Genomic DNA, 18,070 nt, shown 5'->3' with positions numbered 1-18,070 from the left:
AAAACTATGATTAATGAAAATTATAAGTATATTGATAAAGCTCAATATATTTATAGCAGGTAATAGACTTCATTTTCTATCACCACCAAGAAGATTTGGCAAATCACTTTTAGTCTCAACTTTAAAAGAACTATTTTCGGGTAATAAAGAGCTGTTTAAAGATCTTTGGATATATTACTATGATTGGCAAGAATATCCCGTTGTTCATTTAGATCTTTCCCAAATTCCTCATCTTACTGCTCAAGAATTAAGAAGAAGTCTCAATAATAAATTAAAAGAAATTGCTTTAATACATAATATAAATTTATCTTTTGATACCCCAGAAGAGACTCTTGATTCTTTAATTAAAATCTATCTAAAATAAATAAAATAGTAATTCTAGTAGTATAACGGTTATCGCTTTTCTGTTATTTATCCTTTAGATAAAAAAGAGATTAATAATTATTGGATAGCTTCTTATTTAACTATAGTTGATTATGATAAAGAGCGTAATAGCTTTAAAGTTAACCTTCCTGCTTTGAGATAAAACAATCTTTTACTAACTATTTACTCCCTGCTCTTTTGAGTAAATATATTGATTTTGCTTGAATTGACCTTAGATTATTGTAGATTTTTTAGAATTTTGAATAACTTGTTTAAAAAATTCAGCACCTTTTTTCAATGTTTTTTCTTGATTATCAAAATTAACTGAATAAAGACCAAATTTCATCGAAAACCCTTCATCCCATTCAAAATTATCAGAGAAAGTCCAGTAATAATACCCTCGCACATCATAACCTTCACATATTGCTTTAAACATCGCTTGAATATAACTTCTTAAAAATAGATCTCTACGATCATCTTTATTATCAGCAATACCATTTTCTGTAATATAAATAGGTACATCAAGAATAGATATATCTCGTATAGCATTATAAAGACCTTGAGGATAAATAGGATAAGGCATATCGGTCATAATTTCTTCAGGATAACATGTAGCTTGTACCGGTTGAGATAAAGATAATTGAAATCTTAAAAGTACTCTTGAATAATAATTAAGACCTATATAATCTAAAGGTTTTTTAGTTTTACTTTTATACTTCAAACCTGGAAAAGAAAACTCACCGGTTTTTAAAAACTTTAAAGTAAGATGATTAAGAATATAATTAAGAAATGTTCCAGGTAAATGCTCAGCTATATTCCATGTATTATAAGCATGAAACTTGAGATATTGATGTATAAATCCTATTTGAGACTTAGAACCGTTAGGCAAACTTTTAAGTTTCTTATAAACTTTGGTATGTGCTTTTAACAAATTTCTCAATACTTTAATAGCTGTATATATATTAGTTTTTCCGGGAGGAAAAACTCCTCTAATGTAACCCTGCAACATATAAACGTTAGGTTCATTTATAGTACACCATAAATCTACTTTATCAGATAGGCTGTTAAAAACTTTTTCACAAAATTCTACAAAATATTTAATATTTTCCTCTTTTTCAAAACCACCTAATTGTTCAAACCATCTTGGATGAACAAAGTGATGTAAGCTTATCAGCGGCTTAATACCAGATTTAATTAATTCTTCACATAGACTTTGATAATGTTGAAGTGCATTTTCATCAAACTTACCTTGCTCAGGTTCTATTTTATCCCATGCAACTGAAAATCTTAAGGAATTAATTCCAGTTTCTTTCATTAATTCTATATCTTTTTCATAGTTATTCCAAAAATCAGTAGATTTACCAGAATAATGCCCTTCTTTTTGAGAATTTTCCCAATCGGCCCAATTACTTTCACTACAATGTTCTTGACCCGAATTTTGATATTCACATATTGCAAAACCCCAATTAAAATCTCCCCTTAAATTTACAGGAATAGATAGATCTTTTAATTCTAAGTTAAAGGATTCATAATTTAAACGAGCATACTCTTTTTTAAAAGAAAATAGAAATGAAAATATAGAATAAAGTACTAACAAATTTAGCGACATAAATTTTTTAGTATAAGGCATTTTTAATTCCTAATGTTTTATTAATTAATCGACTATCTCTTAGTATAATTGCCATAAAATTAATAGGTACAAAAAACCAAATTGTCTTTTTTTAATAATCAATTTATAATATATATATACTATATATAATTTAGTATATATGAAAATATATAAAAAAGTAATATTACTAATATAAAATAATCATGAGGTAAGATTTATGAAAAAAGATTTACATCCAAAAAACTATCAAGTAAAAGTAAACTGTACATGTGGCAACGACTTCACAACAACTTCTACTTCTAAAGAAATCAAAGTTACACTTTGCTCACAATGCCATCCATATTTTACTGGTTCTCAAAAGCATGTTGATACAGCTGGTAGAATTGAAAAATTCAATCTAAAATATAATAAAAATAAGTAATTTAGATTGATATAATAAAAATAAAAAAGCGAAAGTTAATAACTTTCGCTTTAATTTTAGATTTAAAAAATTTAACTATATTTTTCTGACTCTTTGATTCTATTTTGATAAGCTAACATTACTTGCTTTAAGTAATTAGCCCCTTGACGAAAAGTTCTTTCTTGAGTTTCACAATTAACTTTAAATATACCAAACTTCATTAAAAAGCCTTCATCCCATTCAAAATTATCTGTAAATGTCCAATAATAATATCCTCGAACATCTACACCTTCTTTTATTGCATCAAACATAGCTTGCAAATAACCTGTAATAAACTTTTCACGTCTATCATCTTTTTGATCAGCAATACCATTTTCTGTTATATAAACCGGTACTCCTATAGAAGCCACATCTTTAATTGCTTGATAAAATCCTCGTGGATAAATAGCATAAGGCATATCGGTCATAATCTCATCAGGATAACAAGTCGCTACTATAGGTTCTGATAAAGATAATTGAGATTTTAAAAGTGCACGAGAATAATAATTTAGCCCTATATAATCAAGCGGTCTTTCTATATCTGCTTCATAATTTAAGCCTGGAACAGAGTATTTTCCTGTTTTTAAAAAATTTAGTGTTAGATAATTAACGATATAATTTAAATATAAGCCTGGTATATGTTCAATTACATTCCAACCACGATAGGCATTAAACTTTAGATATTGATGAATAAATCCAATTTGTGATTCAAAACCATTAGGTAAAGACTTTAATTTTTTATAAACTTCAGTATGAGCTTTTAATAAATTTCTTAGCACTTTTAAAGCTATATAAGGATTAATTTTACCCGGAGGAAATACACCTCTGATATAACCTTGCAACATAAACACATTAGGTTCATTTATCGTGCACCATAAATCTACTTTATCAGATAATCTATTAAATACTTTCTTTGAAAATCTTACAAAATACTTAATATTTTCTTCTTTTTCAAAACCTCCTAATTGTTCAAACCATCGGGGATGAACAAAATGATGTAAGCTTATCAATGGCTTAATACCAGATTTAATTAATTCTTCACATAGATCTTGATAATGTTGAAGTGCATTTTCATCAAATTTACCTTGCTCAGGTTCTATTTTATCCCATGCAACTGAAAACCTTAAGGAACTAACTCCCATTTCTTTCATTAGTTCAATATCTTTTTTATAATTATTCCAGAAATCACAAGATTTGCCAGAAACTTGAGCTTCTTTAATATGAGAGTTGCCATTACTAAATTTACTATTTTCCCAATCGGCCCAATTACTATTACTACAATGTTCTTGACCAGAGTTTTGGTACTCACATATTGCAAAACCCCAATTAAAATCAGCTCTCAAATTATCTGGTAATATAATTTCTAAAGACTTATTAACAGTATCAGGATTTACCATTTCTAAATCATTAGGTTTCAACTCTGCTGATATAAACCTTATTGAAAGACAGATAAAAAATAAGTTTAATAACAACTTTTTATCAAATTTCACCATAAAATCACCTTAACTTAAATAAAATTAGTTTATTTTTATAGAAATATAAACTAATTTTAATAAAATACAACAGACATAAAAAGGCTAATTTGTCTTTTTTCAGTATTAGATTTATAATGATGTAAAGTGATATTATAATATAAATTCTATTAATAAGTATAAAATTATGAAAAAAAACCTACATCCAAAGACTAATGCAGTAAAAGCTTATTGCACATGTGGAAATGACTTTACAACAACTTCTACTTCTAAAGAAATCAAAGTTACTCTTTGCTCACAATGTCATCCATATTTTACTGGTTCACAAAAACATGTTGATACAGCCGGTAGAATCGAAAAGTTCAATCTAAAGTACAATAAAAACAAATAAATTGATTATAAATAATGGAAAAAAATAAAGATTTAAATCAAGATTTATGGCATAGAGCTAAAGTAAGATTTGAAGAGCTCAATCAAGAATTAAGCTCTCCAATTTTAGATCATTCTAAAAGATCTAGCTTACAAAAAGAACATTCTTATTTGAAAAACCTACTTGACAAGCACAATGAAATAGAAACTCTTGAAACAGAAGCATCAGAAATTTCTAAACATATCCTAGACCCTAACACCGACAACGATATTTTAGAATTATATAAAGAAGAATTAGCTGATGTGGAATCTAAATTAAAAGAAGAGTACATTAATTTGGATAATTTCTTATATCCCGCAGATGAACTTGATAATAAATCTATATTTCTAGAAATTAGAGCTGGTACGGGAGGACAAGAAGCCTCTTTATTTGCTGCTGATTTACTTTCAATGTACACCAAGTATGCAATTAAAAAAAATTGGCAAGTTTCCTTATCAAGTGAAAGTGAAACCGATCTAGGCGGTTATCGAGAAGTTGTTCTCCATATTCAAGGAAAAGGGGTATACGGTCATTTAAAATACGAATCCGGTGTTCATAGAGTCCAAAGAGTACCTGCTACAGAAACGTCTGGACGTATTCATACATCAACAGCTACTGTAGCAGTCTTACCTGAAGTTGATGAAGTAGATTTTGCAATAAATCCTCAAGATCTTAAAATAGATACCTATAGAGCTGGTGGAGCTGGTGGACAGCACGTTAATAAGACCGATTCAGCAGTTAGAATAACTCATATACCGACAGGAACTGTAGTTGCTTGTCAAGATGAACGATCACAACATAAAAATAAAGCAAAAGCTATGAAACTCCTTCAATCAAGGTTATTGACAAGTCAAAAAGAAAAACAAGAGAGTGAAATAAGTCAAAAACGTAAAGAACTTGTAGGAACTGGAATGAGATCTGAAAAAGTAAGAACATATAACTTTCCTCAAAATAGAGTTACTGATCATCAAGTTAATGTCACACTTAATAAGCTTGACATTGTTCTTGAAGGAAATTTAGATGAAATTATAGAAGCTCTAATGGTTCATAATAATCAAGAACGTCGTAAACAAAAATTAACTTTTTAGAAATAAATCATAATCATAAATAACTAGGATTCAATATGTTTATCTCTACTAATTGGCGTTATCAATTAAGTCGTTATAACTTCTTTGCCATTATTGCTACTTTAGTTTCACTTACCTTAATAGAATATAAATATTCTATTATTCAAACTTTTATATCTTACTTAAATCAACATAATCGTGTTAATAATATAGTAGGTATATTCATAGTCCTTTTAATATCATATTTAGCTTCATATAAAAAAAACTCTATAAACTTTAAATTGATACTTTCAGGACTATTAATACATTTAAGTTTAGGGCTTTTAGTACTTAAAACTTCGATTGGAAGCAATACACTTGAATATATATCAGGTTTAATAAGTAAGCTTTACTTAGCTGCTGATAAAGGTATAGAGTTTGTGTTCGGCAAATTAAGTATAATAAAAGAGCCATCAGATTTTATTTTTGCAATCAAAGTCCTTCCGGTAATAGTATTTTTTGGTGCTTTCATATCTCTACTTTTTCATTTAAAGATAATACAAAAAACCGTATATTTTATAAGCTTGTTTTTAAGGCCCATATTAGGAACATCTGGAGCTGAGACTTTATGTACAGTCGCTAATAGCTTTTTGGGACAAACTGAAGCTCCTTTACTTATAAAAAGTTACTTAAAAAATATGACTAGATCTGAATTCATGCTAGTTATGATAAGTGGAATGTCTACTATAAGCGCTGCAATTTTGGCAGTATTTGCAAGTATTGGAGTTCCAGCAAAACACTTACTTGCTTCTAGTATATTATCTATTCCTGCTAGTATAATAATTTCAAAAATATTATACCCGGAAACTGAAATTCCTCAAACTTTAAACATGACAAAAATAGATAGTGAAGTTAAAACGATTAACATAATCGACGCTATATCAACCGGAACAACAGATGGGCTATATTTAGCACTAAACGTAGGAGCTATGCTTATTGCTTTTATTGCTTTAATAAGTATGGCAAATAATATTCTAGATTTCAGTTGTTTAACTATTAATAATATATTTCAATATTTAAATATAAACTTTAAATTAAGCAGTATTACTCTTGATAATATACTTGGATTTATATGTCTTCCATTTGGTTGGCTTTTAGGGTTTAAAGACGCTGAAGCATTTAAAATTGCAGAACTAATTGGAACAAAGATAGCAATTAACGAGTTAGTGGCTTATAGTAAAATGGTAAATTATGGGTTATCTGAAAGAGCTATCGCTATTACTACTTATGCACTTTGCGGTTTTTCTAATTTCTCATGTATAGGAATACAAATCGGCGCAATAGGAGCATTAGTCCCTGAAAAACGTAAATGGTTAAGTGAATTTGGATTAAAAGCTGTTCTTGGAGGAGCGCTTGCTAATTTACTATCTGCTTTAATAGCTGGTCTTTTAATATAATTATAATTTATTAATGAAGAAAGATATAATATGTTAGTAGGTAAAGTAGCACCTGAAATAGTATGTCAAGCAATTATAGATAACAAAATACAAGATATAAAATTATCTGATTTTAAAAATAAGTATAAAGTTTTATTTTTTTATCCTCTTGATTTTACATTCGTTTGTCCTACAGAAATACATGCTTTTCAAGATTTAATAGAAGAATTTAAAAAACGAGATGCAATAATCTTAGGAATATCTATAGATTCTGTTTACAGCCATGAAGCTTGGTTAAAACAACCAAAAGAAGAAGGCGGTATTCATGGAGTTACATTTCCCCTTCTATCAGATATAACTAAAAGTATATCAAGTAACTATCACGTTCTTGATGAAAAAGCAGGAGTTGCTTTAAGAGGTTTATTTATTATTGATCAAGATAATATTATCCAATCTATGCAAATTAATAATCTATCAGTTGGCCGCAATATACATGAAGTTCTAAGATTGATAGATGCTATAGACTTTGCAAAAAATAATAAGCAAGTTTGTCCAGCAAATTGGACAGCAGAACAAAAAGCATTAAGTCCAGATCAAGAAGGTCTATCAAAATATTTTAAAACAAAAAAGTAAAATATAATCCCTATAACAAAAATTATAGGGATTATTTAAGATGGTAACAATCTATTTATATTGGCAGCTTTAATTTTAAATTATATAACATTAAAGTAATTCGATAATACGGATAAACAAATCTAGAGAATTATTCAGGCAAAATTAATAAATATATTATTATGTTATTTACAATATAAATTTAAAATAATATAAATGATCATCTTTAATTAGAATAATAACAATAATATCTCATAAAAAGCTTTAACCAAAAACTTAAAGATAAAGTAGATCGTATTTAGCAATACTTTATCTTTAAGTTAAAAATATAAATTTCTCATAAATATTTTAATACATATGTTTTTTCAGTTATAATAAAAATATATTTAATTAAATTTAAAATTAATCTTTAAGATTTTTAACCTAATAAGTACTCATTGCTATGATAAATAATAAAAAAAGAAAATTATTTTATAAAAATCCACTGATTATTCTTTTAAATTCAATATTTTTATTTAATAATCTAAATTGTATGATATTAAATAAATCAAAATCTCTATTAGAGCAATCGGCGCATTATGTTGCAAAAAACAATATAGAATTTAATGAAAATGATATACCAATAGATTTAAGAACATATATAAATAAGTTAAAAGAAATTTATAAAAGAAATTTACCTAATTTTTTAAACAAGAAATTTATGGATTTAATATCTACTAATTCAATAGAAGAAATTAAACAATCCCTTGAATTAATCGACATACTAACTAGTAACCTCCCAAAAAACAAAGTTGATTTAATCCTAGAAGAAATAAGCCAAAGACCAAAATATGATTTTAATTTATCTCCAACATTAATTATAATTTTAGATATATTAAAAATAGATAATAAATTAATTACTTTATTTAGAACTAAAATAGAAGAAATTAAAACAAAAGCCTTGGAAGAGTTAAATTTAAATCAAAATAATATAAAAGCGTTAGTAACTCTTAATAAGATATATGCAAACATTGATAAAGATCACGAAAAGGCAAGATACTGTTTAGATCAATTAAACAATATTGATTATACAACAGCAGACTTAATAGAAGTTAAAAACAATCCTATTATATTATTTTATAAAAGTAATATAACAACCTTATTTGAAAATAATTTTGATAAAACTTTTGAAATTTTTTTTGAGCCTATGGAATTTGTAGACCCAATAACTTTGCAACAACAATATCAATTACGAAAATTATATATTAAAAAAACGCTTTATTTAAAAAATAGTATAAACAAATATAAAGATAAAATATATAAGAATCCCGAAGATTACTCTATAATTTGTTATATAATATTAGCACATGCATATTATTTAATAGGAGATAAAATAAAAGAACAAGAAATAATAAAATCTATATTAGAACAAGCCCGTACAACAAATAATCTAGTTATATTTAAAATAATTTACAATTATTATATATCAACAATGCAATCTCAATATATAACAGACGAAATTAAGATAAAGTTTAGAGATTATAATTCAATAATAAATCAAGCAAATGCTAGCCCTGTTCGACAACTTTAATCAAACTACCCTGAGGTGTTTTGTGTACTAGAAAATGAACTGGAAATTGTTCTTTCATTGAATTTAAATGAGATACAACTATAATTTTCTCAAAATCTTCTTGAATTTTATAGATAATATTCATGATATGAGCTAATCCTTCTTCATCTTGAGATCCAAAACCCTCATCGATTATCAAAGTTTGTAAAGAAGCTCCAGCTCTTCGAGCAAGAAGTTTAGAAATTGCAATACGTAAAGCAAAATCAATTTTAAAAGCTTCTCCACCAGAAAACAACTCATAGGGCCTCAAGCCTAAAGGATCAGAGATTTTGATATCTAAAGTTTCTTTAGTGCCACCGCTTTTAAGATCTTTTAAAGACTCTATTATAATATGAGATTGATTATCAGTCATACGACCTAAAAGAATATTCGCTTCATTTTCTATTTCTGGTATTGCATCTTCGATTAAAAGTGCTTGTATTCCATCTTTACCTAAAGCCGTCGATATAGCTTTGTAATCCTCAATTTCTCTAGATAGAGTATCTAAATTACATTTTTGATCATTATATTCTTTATTTTTTTGATCTAGGATCTTATCTTGCTCAGCAATAGAACCTTGTTGTAGAATAAGCTTCTCTTTTTTTAACGATATTTCCTGTAATTTTTGATCAATTAAATATTCCTGATTTTGCAAAAGTAACTCTTTTTCAAAAACAAAATTCAACTCTTGATATTGAGATTCTTTTTCTTTTTTAAATTTTTTTAGTTCTTTAACTTCAGCTATTAAATGCCCAATTTTATCTTGCCTATCTTGCTGTAAAGCAAACTCAGATAAGAAATAAGCTTGTTCTTTCTTTATTTCTTCTAGCTTATGTATCTCAGCGATTAAATAAACTTCTTTTTGCTCATCGATATTAATTGAATTTAAATAAGAATCTAAATTATCAATTTCTGATTTTAAAGATTTATATGTTATATCATTTAAAACAGTACTCTCAAATTGAGATTCATTTAATTTAATATCTTGAATAACCTTATCTAAAGTCATTTTTTGATTTGCTATTAAATTTCTGTATCTTATAATCTCATTATCTTTATGCTTTATTAATTCATTTAATTTTTCTATATCTTTTTCAGTACTTTCTTTTTTGACCTGAAAAATATTATATCTCTCAATTTCATATTTTAATTTTATAATTTTATCATTTTGTTGAGTTAAAATATCTCTTAATTTAGAAGTTAAATGTTTTAGCTTATTTAATCTATTATTTAAAAACAATTTATCTTGTTCAAGATTAATATTTAAATTATCTTTATAATCAGAATTTAAATTTTGAAGACAAAGTGGACAAGATGCTTGAGAATCTTTTTCTATTAAAACTATTTTGCTCTCAAGATCTTTTAATTGATTTTGATTCCAAAAAATTTGTGCTTCAAATTTACTATAGTAAGACTTTCGTCGATCGAAAATATATAACTCTTTTTCAATATTATCATTTATATTTTTAATTTCGTCATAAGAAAAATTTTGTGAAATTAATAAATTCAATTCTTGATTTAATTTCTGAAGTTGACATAAATCTTCTGAATAAGTTTTTTCTAGCTCTTCTAATTTTTCTTCTAAATTTTTTAAGCTAATTTGATTATGTTTGAGTTCTAATTTCTTGTTATCTAATTTAGTGTTAAACTCTTGAGTAATATTTTGTACATATTGATAGAACTTCTCTTTTTTTGTAAACAATTGCTCTTTAACGTTTACTCTTTCTCTTATAATTATTTGAAGATCTTTTAATTCTAAAACCAATCTATTATAAATCTGATCTATTTGTTCTATATTTTGAAAATTTTTACTTTTCCTAAAAACGGTACGCCATTTATTAAAATCTTTTAATATATCTTCTGTCTTAACTTTTATAGAAGTTGCTAATTGTTCCTTTTCAAAATATATCTGTTGAGCTTTAGATTTTAAAGTTATAATAGATTCTTGAGCTTTTTTTATATCTTTTAATCTATCTTTCAAAATATGTTCTTCTTGAGATAGATTTTCAATATCATTAATTATCTGACTTAACTGATCTTTAATAATTATTTTAGATGCTAATTCTTTTTCAAGTTGAGTACAAATTTGAATACTATAATCTCGAATATTTATAGAATCTCTAGTTCTTTGAAGTGCTAATTTTTTAATGTTTTCAAAACGATTAAGCCCCAAAATATTTGCTAAAACTTCTTTACGATCTCCTGGAGATTTTTTAGAAAATTCATTAGATTGTCCTTGTCGTAAAAAAGCAGAATTTATAAAAGAATCATAATCAAGTCCTACTATTTTTTCTATTTTTGACTGCGTATCTCTTATAGTTTTTTCTGTAAGAGGTTTAAATATTCCGCTTTGATTATCTATAATACCAAACTCCAAACTAGAGCATGATTTTTTGCCTGATAATTGCGTAAATTCTCTTCTAATTCTATACTGGACTGACATACATAAAAAATCCAATACTACCATCATAGAAGTTTGACCTAAATGCAATAAAGCTTCATCAGATCGCGAGGAACCACTTATCTTACGTGCTTGTCCCCAGATAGACCATGTAAGCGCATCAAGTAATGCAGACTTACCATGTCCGTTTTTACCTGATAAACAAATCAAATTGTATGCACCAAAATCGATAGTTTGAGTTTTAGGGCCATAGCTAACAAAATTTTTGATCTGTAATTTTAAAGGAATCATAGATATTTTATATTTTAAGTATAATAATTGAATTTAAGATTTTGTATTTTATGATATTATAACAACAAAGTTAGATTATATCTACCAATAGACAATACTATAAAAATTTTGTTTAATAAAATTCATATCAAATGATTGTTTCATAAATACATTAAAAAAAAGGTCTAATATGCACAGCTCGATATTTAGAAAATATGATATAAACTGCAACATATTTCAAGAAGAAATTTACACATTAGGACAAGCATTTGCTTATTATTTCACTAGATATTCAGATTCAGTTAAAACTGTCATTATTGGAAGAGATAACTGCAAAAATTCAGCATTTATAGAACAAGAACTATCCCGTGCTTTAACTGATACCGGACTCAATGTAATTATACTCGGCGCCTGTACAAATCCTATAATACACTTTTCTTTAAATATATTACCAGTTCAAGCAAGCCTAATGATAACATCAAGCTCTACTCAATTAAATAATAGCAATATAATAAAAATTTACTTAAATAAAGAATTAGTCTGGGGAAAAGAAATAGAACTGATCAGCAATATATTTTATAACCAAAAAATTTATAAATCTTTTATTAAAGGATCGGAAAAACATCATTCCATGGTTGAACGATATATCGATTGGTTAGCTCATAAATTTAATTATCTTCAAGATTTTAATCAAAAAATTAATATAAACTGCTCAAGTGACATTCCTCAAAATATAGTTTCAGATCTGTTTCAAAAGATAAAATTAAACACCATCAAAATTGCCTCAGAGACTGATCAAGATAATTTACAATCAATCGATTATAATGTTGATCTAAATTTAAGCTTAAAAAATAGCTGTAAAAGATTAATAGTACATGCAGATAACAGTATAATAGATTCTGATAAACTTATTGCCATTTATTCAAAGGATATTATTAATAAAAATCCTAATACTACAATAATATATGATACTGAATGCTCATTGTTTTTAGATGAACTAATAACTAATTTAAAAGCAAATTATAAAAGAGTAAATAATAGCACTATTGATATAACTGATGAAATGAAGTCTTTAAATTCGCCATTTGCAGCAGATTCTACAGGCCAATTCTACTTTCAAGATAATTACTTTGGTTATAGTGATGCTCTTTATTCTGCTTTAAGATTAATGGATATACTATATAAAAACCAAAAAAATTTAGAATATTTATTATTAGAACTTCCACATTTCTATAACATTCCAGAAATAAAAATAGACTGCAATAGTAAAGATATCGCAGATAAATTAATAGAAAATACTTATCGCTTTTTTGCAGCAAAAACCGACATAACTTTATCAAAAAATAACGGTATTCAGGCTATATTGCCTTATGGTAATGCTAAATTAAAAAGTTTAAATAATTCAATAATATCTATTAAGTGCGAATCCAAAACTTTGGAAGGACTGGAAAAAGTAAAAAATGATTTTATTAATATTTTTAGAGATCATATAGATAGCAAAATATTAACCAGCAATATAAATCAACTTAATAAGCTAAATTAAAAAAAGAATTTAATAAATTTTAAAAAATTACTTCACAAAGATAAAAAATTATTATATATTAATTTGTGTACATCAGCATAAGATATTAAGAGATGTTTAAGTACATAAACTAAAAAGTGGGCCCATAGCTCAGTTGGTCAGAGCAATCGGCTCATAACCGAGAGGTCCCAGGTTCAAGTCCTGGTGGGCCCACCATTTTTTAGTTACATTGCAGAAGATTTTAAAAATATCTAAAAAAAAAGATTCTGAATGAACCAATCTGAATTTAATCAGTTTATCAAATTAGTAGAAGTTGACAAAGAAATTTATCAATTATCTCGTGAAAAAGCAAATCTTAAAACTCAAATAGAGAACATAGAATTAGATATAGAAAATATACAAAAAGATATAGAATCTTTGCATCGCACTGTATTATATTTAAAAAGAGCCAATTCTGAACTTGAGTTAGAGCTTAAGTCTCTAGACAATCAATTTGCAATAAAAAGCAAAAAAATTAATAATGCTTCTACCACACGAGAATATTACTCTTTAGAACAAGAAATAGAAGCTATTAAAAGCTCTAAAGATCAAATAGAAACAGAACTTTTTAATCTATGGCCTCAATTAGAAGAAAACCAAAATTTATACGATCAAACAATTGTAAATGCCAAAGACAAAAAAGAGAATTTAATAAAAGATATCAAAAGCTTTGAGACAAGGATAAATTATCTTGATAAACAAATAGAAGAACTAAATAAAGATAAACAAAAATTAGAAATTTCAGTAAGCAATCAAACACCAGAAGCATTTGTTCACTATAATTCTATGAAAGAAAATGTACATAATCCTGTCGTTAAAGTAAAAAGCAATAACTGCCCTGTATGTTTTTATGAAATAACTCCTCATGAAATAATCAAAATAAAAACAAATCAATTAACAAGATGCCAAAATTGCTATAGATTACTCTATGCTACATCGGCAAGTCCTGAATCTTAAGTATAAATTTAACTATGAAACAACTTTCTATTTTTAGCAATATAACCGACTGTAGTCAAAGATCTAATTTTGAATTATATGTCGATGGAGCTTCCAGAAATAATCCTGGTCTATCTGGAGCTGGAATATATATAACTAAAAATAAAGAAGATTTCTTAAAAACAGGTTGTTATTTAGGCATCAAAACAAATAATCAAGCCGAATATTTAGCACTTCTTTTAGGCTTATTATTTATAAGCAAATATATAAAAACCGAAGATCAACTTGAAATAATATCCGATTCGGAACTTTTAGTCAGACAAATTTCTGGTCAATATAAAATATCTAATCCTGAATTAAAAAAATTATATATACATATAAAAGAAATACTGGATAATTTAAATTATAAAATCAGACATGTACTTAGGAATAATAATCAAACTGCTGACAAATTAGCAAATCAAGCAATTGATCAAAAAATAGATATTCCTCTTGATTTAAAAGAAAAATTAAAATTTACAATATAATCTTAATAATTTAAAACTTTACTTATTTTTTAAAGTAGTTATTTTATTATAGTATTTTAAAAAATTAATAATTTTTAACTCATATTAAGATGCCTAATTATAAAACACATATTTCTGCAGCAATTGTTTGTTATTATATAATATTATTTACTTTTATAGTGTACGGAAAGCCTATATTTGATTTAAATCACGCAATAAGCTGGTTACTATCAATAGTTGCCGGATCAATGTTTCCAGATATAGATATAAAAAGCAAGGGGCAAAAGTTATTTTCTTTAATATTTCTCTTTGGTGTTATTATTTCTACATTGTTTAAAAACTATAATACAGCTATTGGAATTTCAATATTCTCTTTTATGCCTTTACTTGTAAAACATAGAGGTCTATTTCACAATTTATGGTTTTTAATGGCTCTAGTATTTATTACATCTAAAATTCTTATCTATAAATTACCTGATTATGAATGGTTTATAATCAGCAATGCTATATTTTTTGCAATTGGTATCAAAACACATATAGCACTAGATTTAGGAATAATAAAGTTTTCAAAATAAGTAGACAAATAATCTTGCAAATAATTTTAAACTAAATTAATTGATTGCAAAATACAAAAGAAAAATAAGGAATTTTATGGTACTTAAATATTTATTTAGTTTAATTTTGATTTTATTATTTATTTCTATTGGCTTAAATATAAGATTATTTAACTTTCAACAAACACGTAATTATATTGATCCTAGTTTTAATCGCTCCAAATTAATGCAAATGTCATGTGGTTTTTTACTTTCTCGTGCTATTCAAGTTTTTGCTCAATTAAAACTTGCGGATCATTTAAAAAGTCCTCAAAAAATTGATAATAATTTTGCTAATAAATTAAATGTTAATCAAAGTATGCTTTATAGGTTATTAAGAATGTTAAGCGGTCATGGAATTGTTCATAAAAATGGTAATGATGAATTTATCTTAACTGAAATTGGCCAATATTTAAGAACAGATCACCCCGAAACGTTATGTAATTTTTTTGAAATGGAAGGAAATCCCCATAGATGGAATTCATATAGCAAATTACCTGAAACGATAAAAACAGGCACTACTTCTTTTAATATATTATTTGGAGAAAGTTATTTTGACTCAATTAAAAAAAATCCCTTTGATCAGGATCAATTTAATAGAGGAATGAATGATATTTCTAATAATGAAAATTTAATTATTGCATATTTTTTTAAGAATAAAAAAGCATATTCTATTGTAGATATTGGTGGAGGAGTTGGTAATCTTTTATTAGAAATTATAGCAATAAATGTCAACATAAAAGAAGCTATTTTATTTGACTATACTCCACTTACTAATGATCAAAAAAATTTAATAGATTTAAAAAACATAAAATTTATACAAGGTAGTTTTTTTGAAAAAAATGTAATTCCTCCTAATAAAGACATATACATCTTAAAAAGAATTTTGCATGACTGGAATGATGAGAATTCTATTAAAATTTTAAGTCAAATTCAAAAAACAATGTCCAAAGAGAGTAAATTATATATTTTAGATTCGATTATGGATGACACAAATAATTATCATATTTCAAAAGATGTTGATTTTGAAATGATGGTTTTATTTGGTGGAAAAGAAAGAACTAAAAATGAATTTGAAAAAATCCTTCAAAAGGCTAATTTAAAATTAATAAAAATTCATAATTTAGAAAATTCTATGCTTTCTATTTTAGAAGTTCATAAAAAATAATATAGTGAATATGAATAAGTTTATTACGAATCTTTATGATTGCATACCATTATTACAACTATCTTTTAATGATTAACAAATTCATTCAGTTTGACGTTAATTTTAATAATCAGCAAAAGACTGAGCTTGATTTTACTTCAGAAGATCTTAATTAATTTAACTTAAAAAATAAAATGAAAATAAAGTATTTAATAACATTAATAATAAGCATATTTCTCAATAGCAATATTAATCCTATGGAGATGTACCAAAACAGTTATGAGAATCCTAATAAAACTTTAAGCATTAAGGATTTGCCATTTGAGTTAATTATAATTTTCTTTGGTTTTACAATACAAGATCACTTTAACGATCAAGAAGATATATTTAATATTACTGAAGATAACATTAATAGCCATATAAAAAGCATAGTTTTTAAGGTTACTATACGTGCAACTTGTCAAAAATTTTATAATGCATTTAAAACCTATCAAGAAAAGTATTTAATAAACGAACTCAGTGTATATAGAAAGAAAAGATTTGTTTATTTGATAGATAAAATTAAATTCAATATAAACAAAATTAATTCTCAAGAACATTTCAATCAAGAGCTTATAGATTTAAAACTAACAACACTTTTAGATGAAATTGATGTTCCTAAGACGCTTTCTCAGGTAATTTATCAAGACACTATACTCAATCTTAAAAGTAGATTAAAAAAAGAGGTAATTGAATTAATAAAACTAGGCGCAAATCCTAATACTAAAGATAAAGAAGGTTCTACTACTTTGATGCAAGCCATTTATCTAGAAGATATAAGTATAATTGAGGTATTAATTGCACTAGGAGCAAATGTTAACTCTCAAAATAATTATAATAATAATGCTTTAAGGATAGCTTCTTATTATAATTATGCCAATATAGTTAATTTACTCTTAGCTAAGGGCGCCGATATTAATATTAAAGATATTAATAATTCTACGGCTTTGATGGCTGCTGTTAAATTAGGTCAGTATGATACTGTTAAATTGCTTTTAGAACAAGGCGCCAATGTTAATACTCAAGACAGCAACCAAGATACAGCTTTAATCCTGGCTGCATGGTGTCGTCATAATAATATAGGAGAATTGCTCTTGGAGTATAAAGCAAACGTTAACACTAGGGATAAAACGGGTAATACTCCTTTAATATTAGCTACGCGCAAAAGTTGCTCAGGATTAATTAAGTCTCTCTTAGAAAAAGGTGCTGATATTAATGCTCAAAATGATTATGGTGACTCTGCTTTAATCTACGCTTATAAGATATGTCCAGATATAGTTAATTTGCTTTTAGATAAAGGTGCTAATATAAATATACAAAATAATGAAGGATATACTCCTTTAATGTACATTATTATAAACAATAATTTAGACATATTTAAGCTACTTTTAACAAGAGGCGCTAACATACTCCTGAAAAATAATGAAGGAGAAACAGCTCTAGATATAGCTAAAAAACGTCACCAGGAAATATTAAATAATATCAAAAAATCGAACAATCAATATATAGTTAAAATTTTGCTCAACGAAATCAACATAGTGATAAAATCAATAGAGGATCAAATAAATGAAATTAATAATTAGCACATCGTATATTAGAATCTTAAATTATATCCCTAAACGGATGGCCTAGGGATAATAAAT

General features: G+C 26.1%; 16 protein-coding genes and 1 tRNA gene. 14 read left to right on the top strand and 3 right to left on the bottom strand.

Annotated elements, in window-relative coordinates; genetic code table 11:
* Window positions 1–13 precede the first annotated feature (13 nt).
* Window positions 14–364: an AAA family ATPase gene (locus BABL1_RS04695; protein WP_023793007.1), complete on the top strand. Its 351-nt coding sequence runs from the start codon at window positions 14–16 to the stop codon at window positions 362–364.
* A gap of 231 nt (window positions 365–595) precedes the next feature.
* Here BABL1_RS04695 and BABL1_RS04690 read toward each other — a convergent pair whose 3' ends face one another.
* Window positions 596–1,972, bottom strand: coding sequence for a glycoside hydrolase family 1 protein (locus BABL1_RS04690; protein WP_171814744.1), 1,377 nt, complete (start codon window positions 1,970–1,972; stop codon window positions 596–598).
* Between the two features lie 217 nt (window positions 1,973–2,189).
* Between BABL1_RS04690 and rpmE (BABL1_RS04685) the strand changes: the two genes are divergently transcribed.
* Entirely contained in the window at window positions 2,190–2,393 is a 204-nt protein-coding gene (gene rpmE / locus BABL1_RS04685; protein ID WP_023793003.1) for a 50S ribosomal protein L31, read from the top strand.
* A gap of 71 nt (window positions 2,394–2,464) precedes the next feature.
* Here the strand turns inward: rpmE (BABL1_RS04685) and BABL1_RS04680 are convergent, their stop codons facing one another.
* Complete coding sequence (locus BABL1_RS04680; protein ID WP_023793002.1) at window positions 2,465–3,904, bottom strand: glycoside hydrolase family 1 protein; 1,440 nt, start codon at window positions 3,902–3,904, stop codon at window positions 2,465–2,467.
* Window positions 3,905–4,070: 166 nt separating this feature from the next.
* On the opposite strand from BABL1_RS04680, the gene rpmE (BABL1_RS04675) reads away from it, so the two are divergent.
* The 5 genes from rpmE (BABL1_RS04675) (at window position 4,071) to BABL1_RS04655 (ending at window position 8,956) form a co-directional block, all read left to right on the top strand.
* Window positions 4,071–4,274 (top strand): 50S ribosomal protein L31, encoded by a 204-nt coding sequence (gene rpmE, locus BABL1_RS04675; protein ID WP_023793000.1) that lies wholly within the window; start codon window positions 4,071–4,073, stop codon window positions 4,272–4,274.
* 14 nt (window positions 4,275–4,288) lie between these two features.
* Window positions 4,289–5,380 (top strand): peptide chain release factor 1, encoded by a 1,092-nt coding sequence (prfA, locus tag BABL1_RS04670; RefSeq protein ID WP_023792999.1) that lies wholly within the window; start codon window positions 4,289–4,291, stop codon window positions 5,378–5,380.
* A gap of 35 nt (window positions 5,381–5,415) precedes the next feature.
* Window positions 5,416–6,795, top strand: a complete 1,380-nt coding sequence (locus BABL1_RS04665) for a NupC/NupG family nucleoside CNT transporter (protein WP_023792997.1) — start codon at window positions 5,416–5,418, stop codon at window positions 6,793–6,795.
* Between the two features lie 30 nt (window positions 6,796–6,825).
* Entirely contained in the window at window positions 6,826–7,407 is a 582-nt protein-coding gene (locus BABL1_RS04660; RefSeq protein ID WP_023792996.1) for a peroxiredoxin, read from the top strand.
* A gap of 511 nt (window positions 7,408–7,918) precedes the next feature.
* Window positions 7,919–8,956 (top strand): hypothetical protein, encoded by a 1,038-nt coding sequence (locus BABL1_RS04655; protein ID WP_171814743.1) that lies wholly within the window; start codon window positions 7,919–7,921, stop codon window positions 8,954–8,956.
* Here BABL1_RS04655 and BABL1_RS04650 read toward each other — a convergent pair.
* On the bottom strand, window positions 8,934–11,666 hold the full coding sequence (locus BABL1_RS04650) for an AAA family ATPase (RefSeq protein ID WP_023792992.1): 2,733 nt from the start codon (window positions 11,664–11,666) through the stop codon (window positions 8,934–8,936). The two genes, BABL1_RS04655 and BABL1_RS04650, sit on opposite strands and share 23 nt — an antisense overlap.
* Window positions 11,667–11,835: 169 nt before the next feature.
* On the opposite strand from BABL1_RS04650, the gene BABL1_RS04645 reads away from it, so the two are divergent.
* The 7 genes from BABL1_RS04645 (at window position 11,836) to BABL1_RS04615 (ending at window position 18,010) form a co-directional block, all read left to right on the top strand.
* Window positions 11,836–13,188 (top strand): phosphohexomutase domain-containing protein, encoded by a 1,353-nt coding sequence (locus BABL1_RS04645; protein WP_023792991.1) that lies wholly within the window; start codon window positions 11,836–11,838, stop codon window positions 13,186–13,188.
* A 118-nt stretch (window positions 13,189–13,306) separates the two neighbouring features.
* Window positions 13,307–13,383 (top strand) — tRNA-Ile (locus tag BABL1_RS04640).
* A gap of 54 nt (window positions 13,384–13,437) precedes the next feature.
* On the top strand, window positions 13,438–14,163 hold the full coding sequence (locus BABL1_RS04635; protein ID WP_023792989.1) for a zinc ribbon domain-containing protein: 726 nt from the start codon (window positions 13,438–13,440) through the stop codon (window positions 14,161–14,163).
* A 14-nt stretch (window positions 14,164–14,177) separates the two neighbouring features.
* Window positions 14,178–14,669, top strand: a complete 492-nt coding sequence (locus tag BABL1_RS04630; RefSeq protein ID WP_023792987.1) for a ribonuclease HI family protein — start codon at window positions 14,178–14,180, stop codon at window positions 14,667–14,669.
* Window positions 14,670–14,758: 89 nt separating this feature from the next.
* Complete coding sequence (locus BABL1_RS05320) at window positions 14,759–15,223, top strand: metal-dependent hydrolase (RefSeq protein WP_023792986.1); 465 nt, start codon at window positions 14,759–14,761, stop codon at window positions 15,221–15,223.
* Window positions 15,224–15,299: 76 nt separating this feature from the next.
* Window positions 15,300–16,409, top strand: coding sequence for a methyltransferase (locus BABL1_RS04620; RefSeq protein WP_023792985.1), 1,110 nt, complete (start codon window positions 15,300–15,302; stop codon window positions 16,407–16,409).
* 173 nt (window positions 16,410–16,582) lie between these two features.
* Window positions 16,583–18,010: an ankyrin repeat domain-containing protein gene (locus BABL1_RS04615; RefSeq protein ID WP_023792983.1), complete on the top strand. Its 1,428-nt coding sequence runs from the start codon at window positions 16,583–16,585 to the stop codon at window positions 18,008–18,010.
* Window positions 18,011–18,070 lie beyond the last annotated feature (60 nt).

Source organism: Candidatus Babela massiliensis (genome assembly GCF_000513475.1).
GTDB lineage: Bacteria > Babelota > Babeliae > Babelales > Babelaceae > Babela > Babela massiliensis.
Note: the sequence above shows the minus strand (reverse complement) of the source record. Positions and strands in the feature narration are given on the sequence as shown.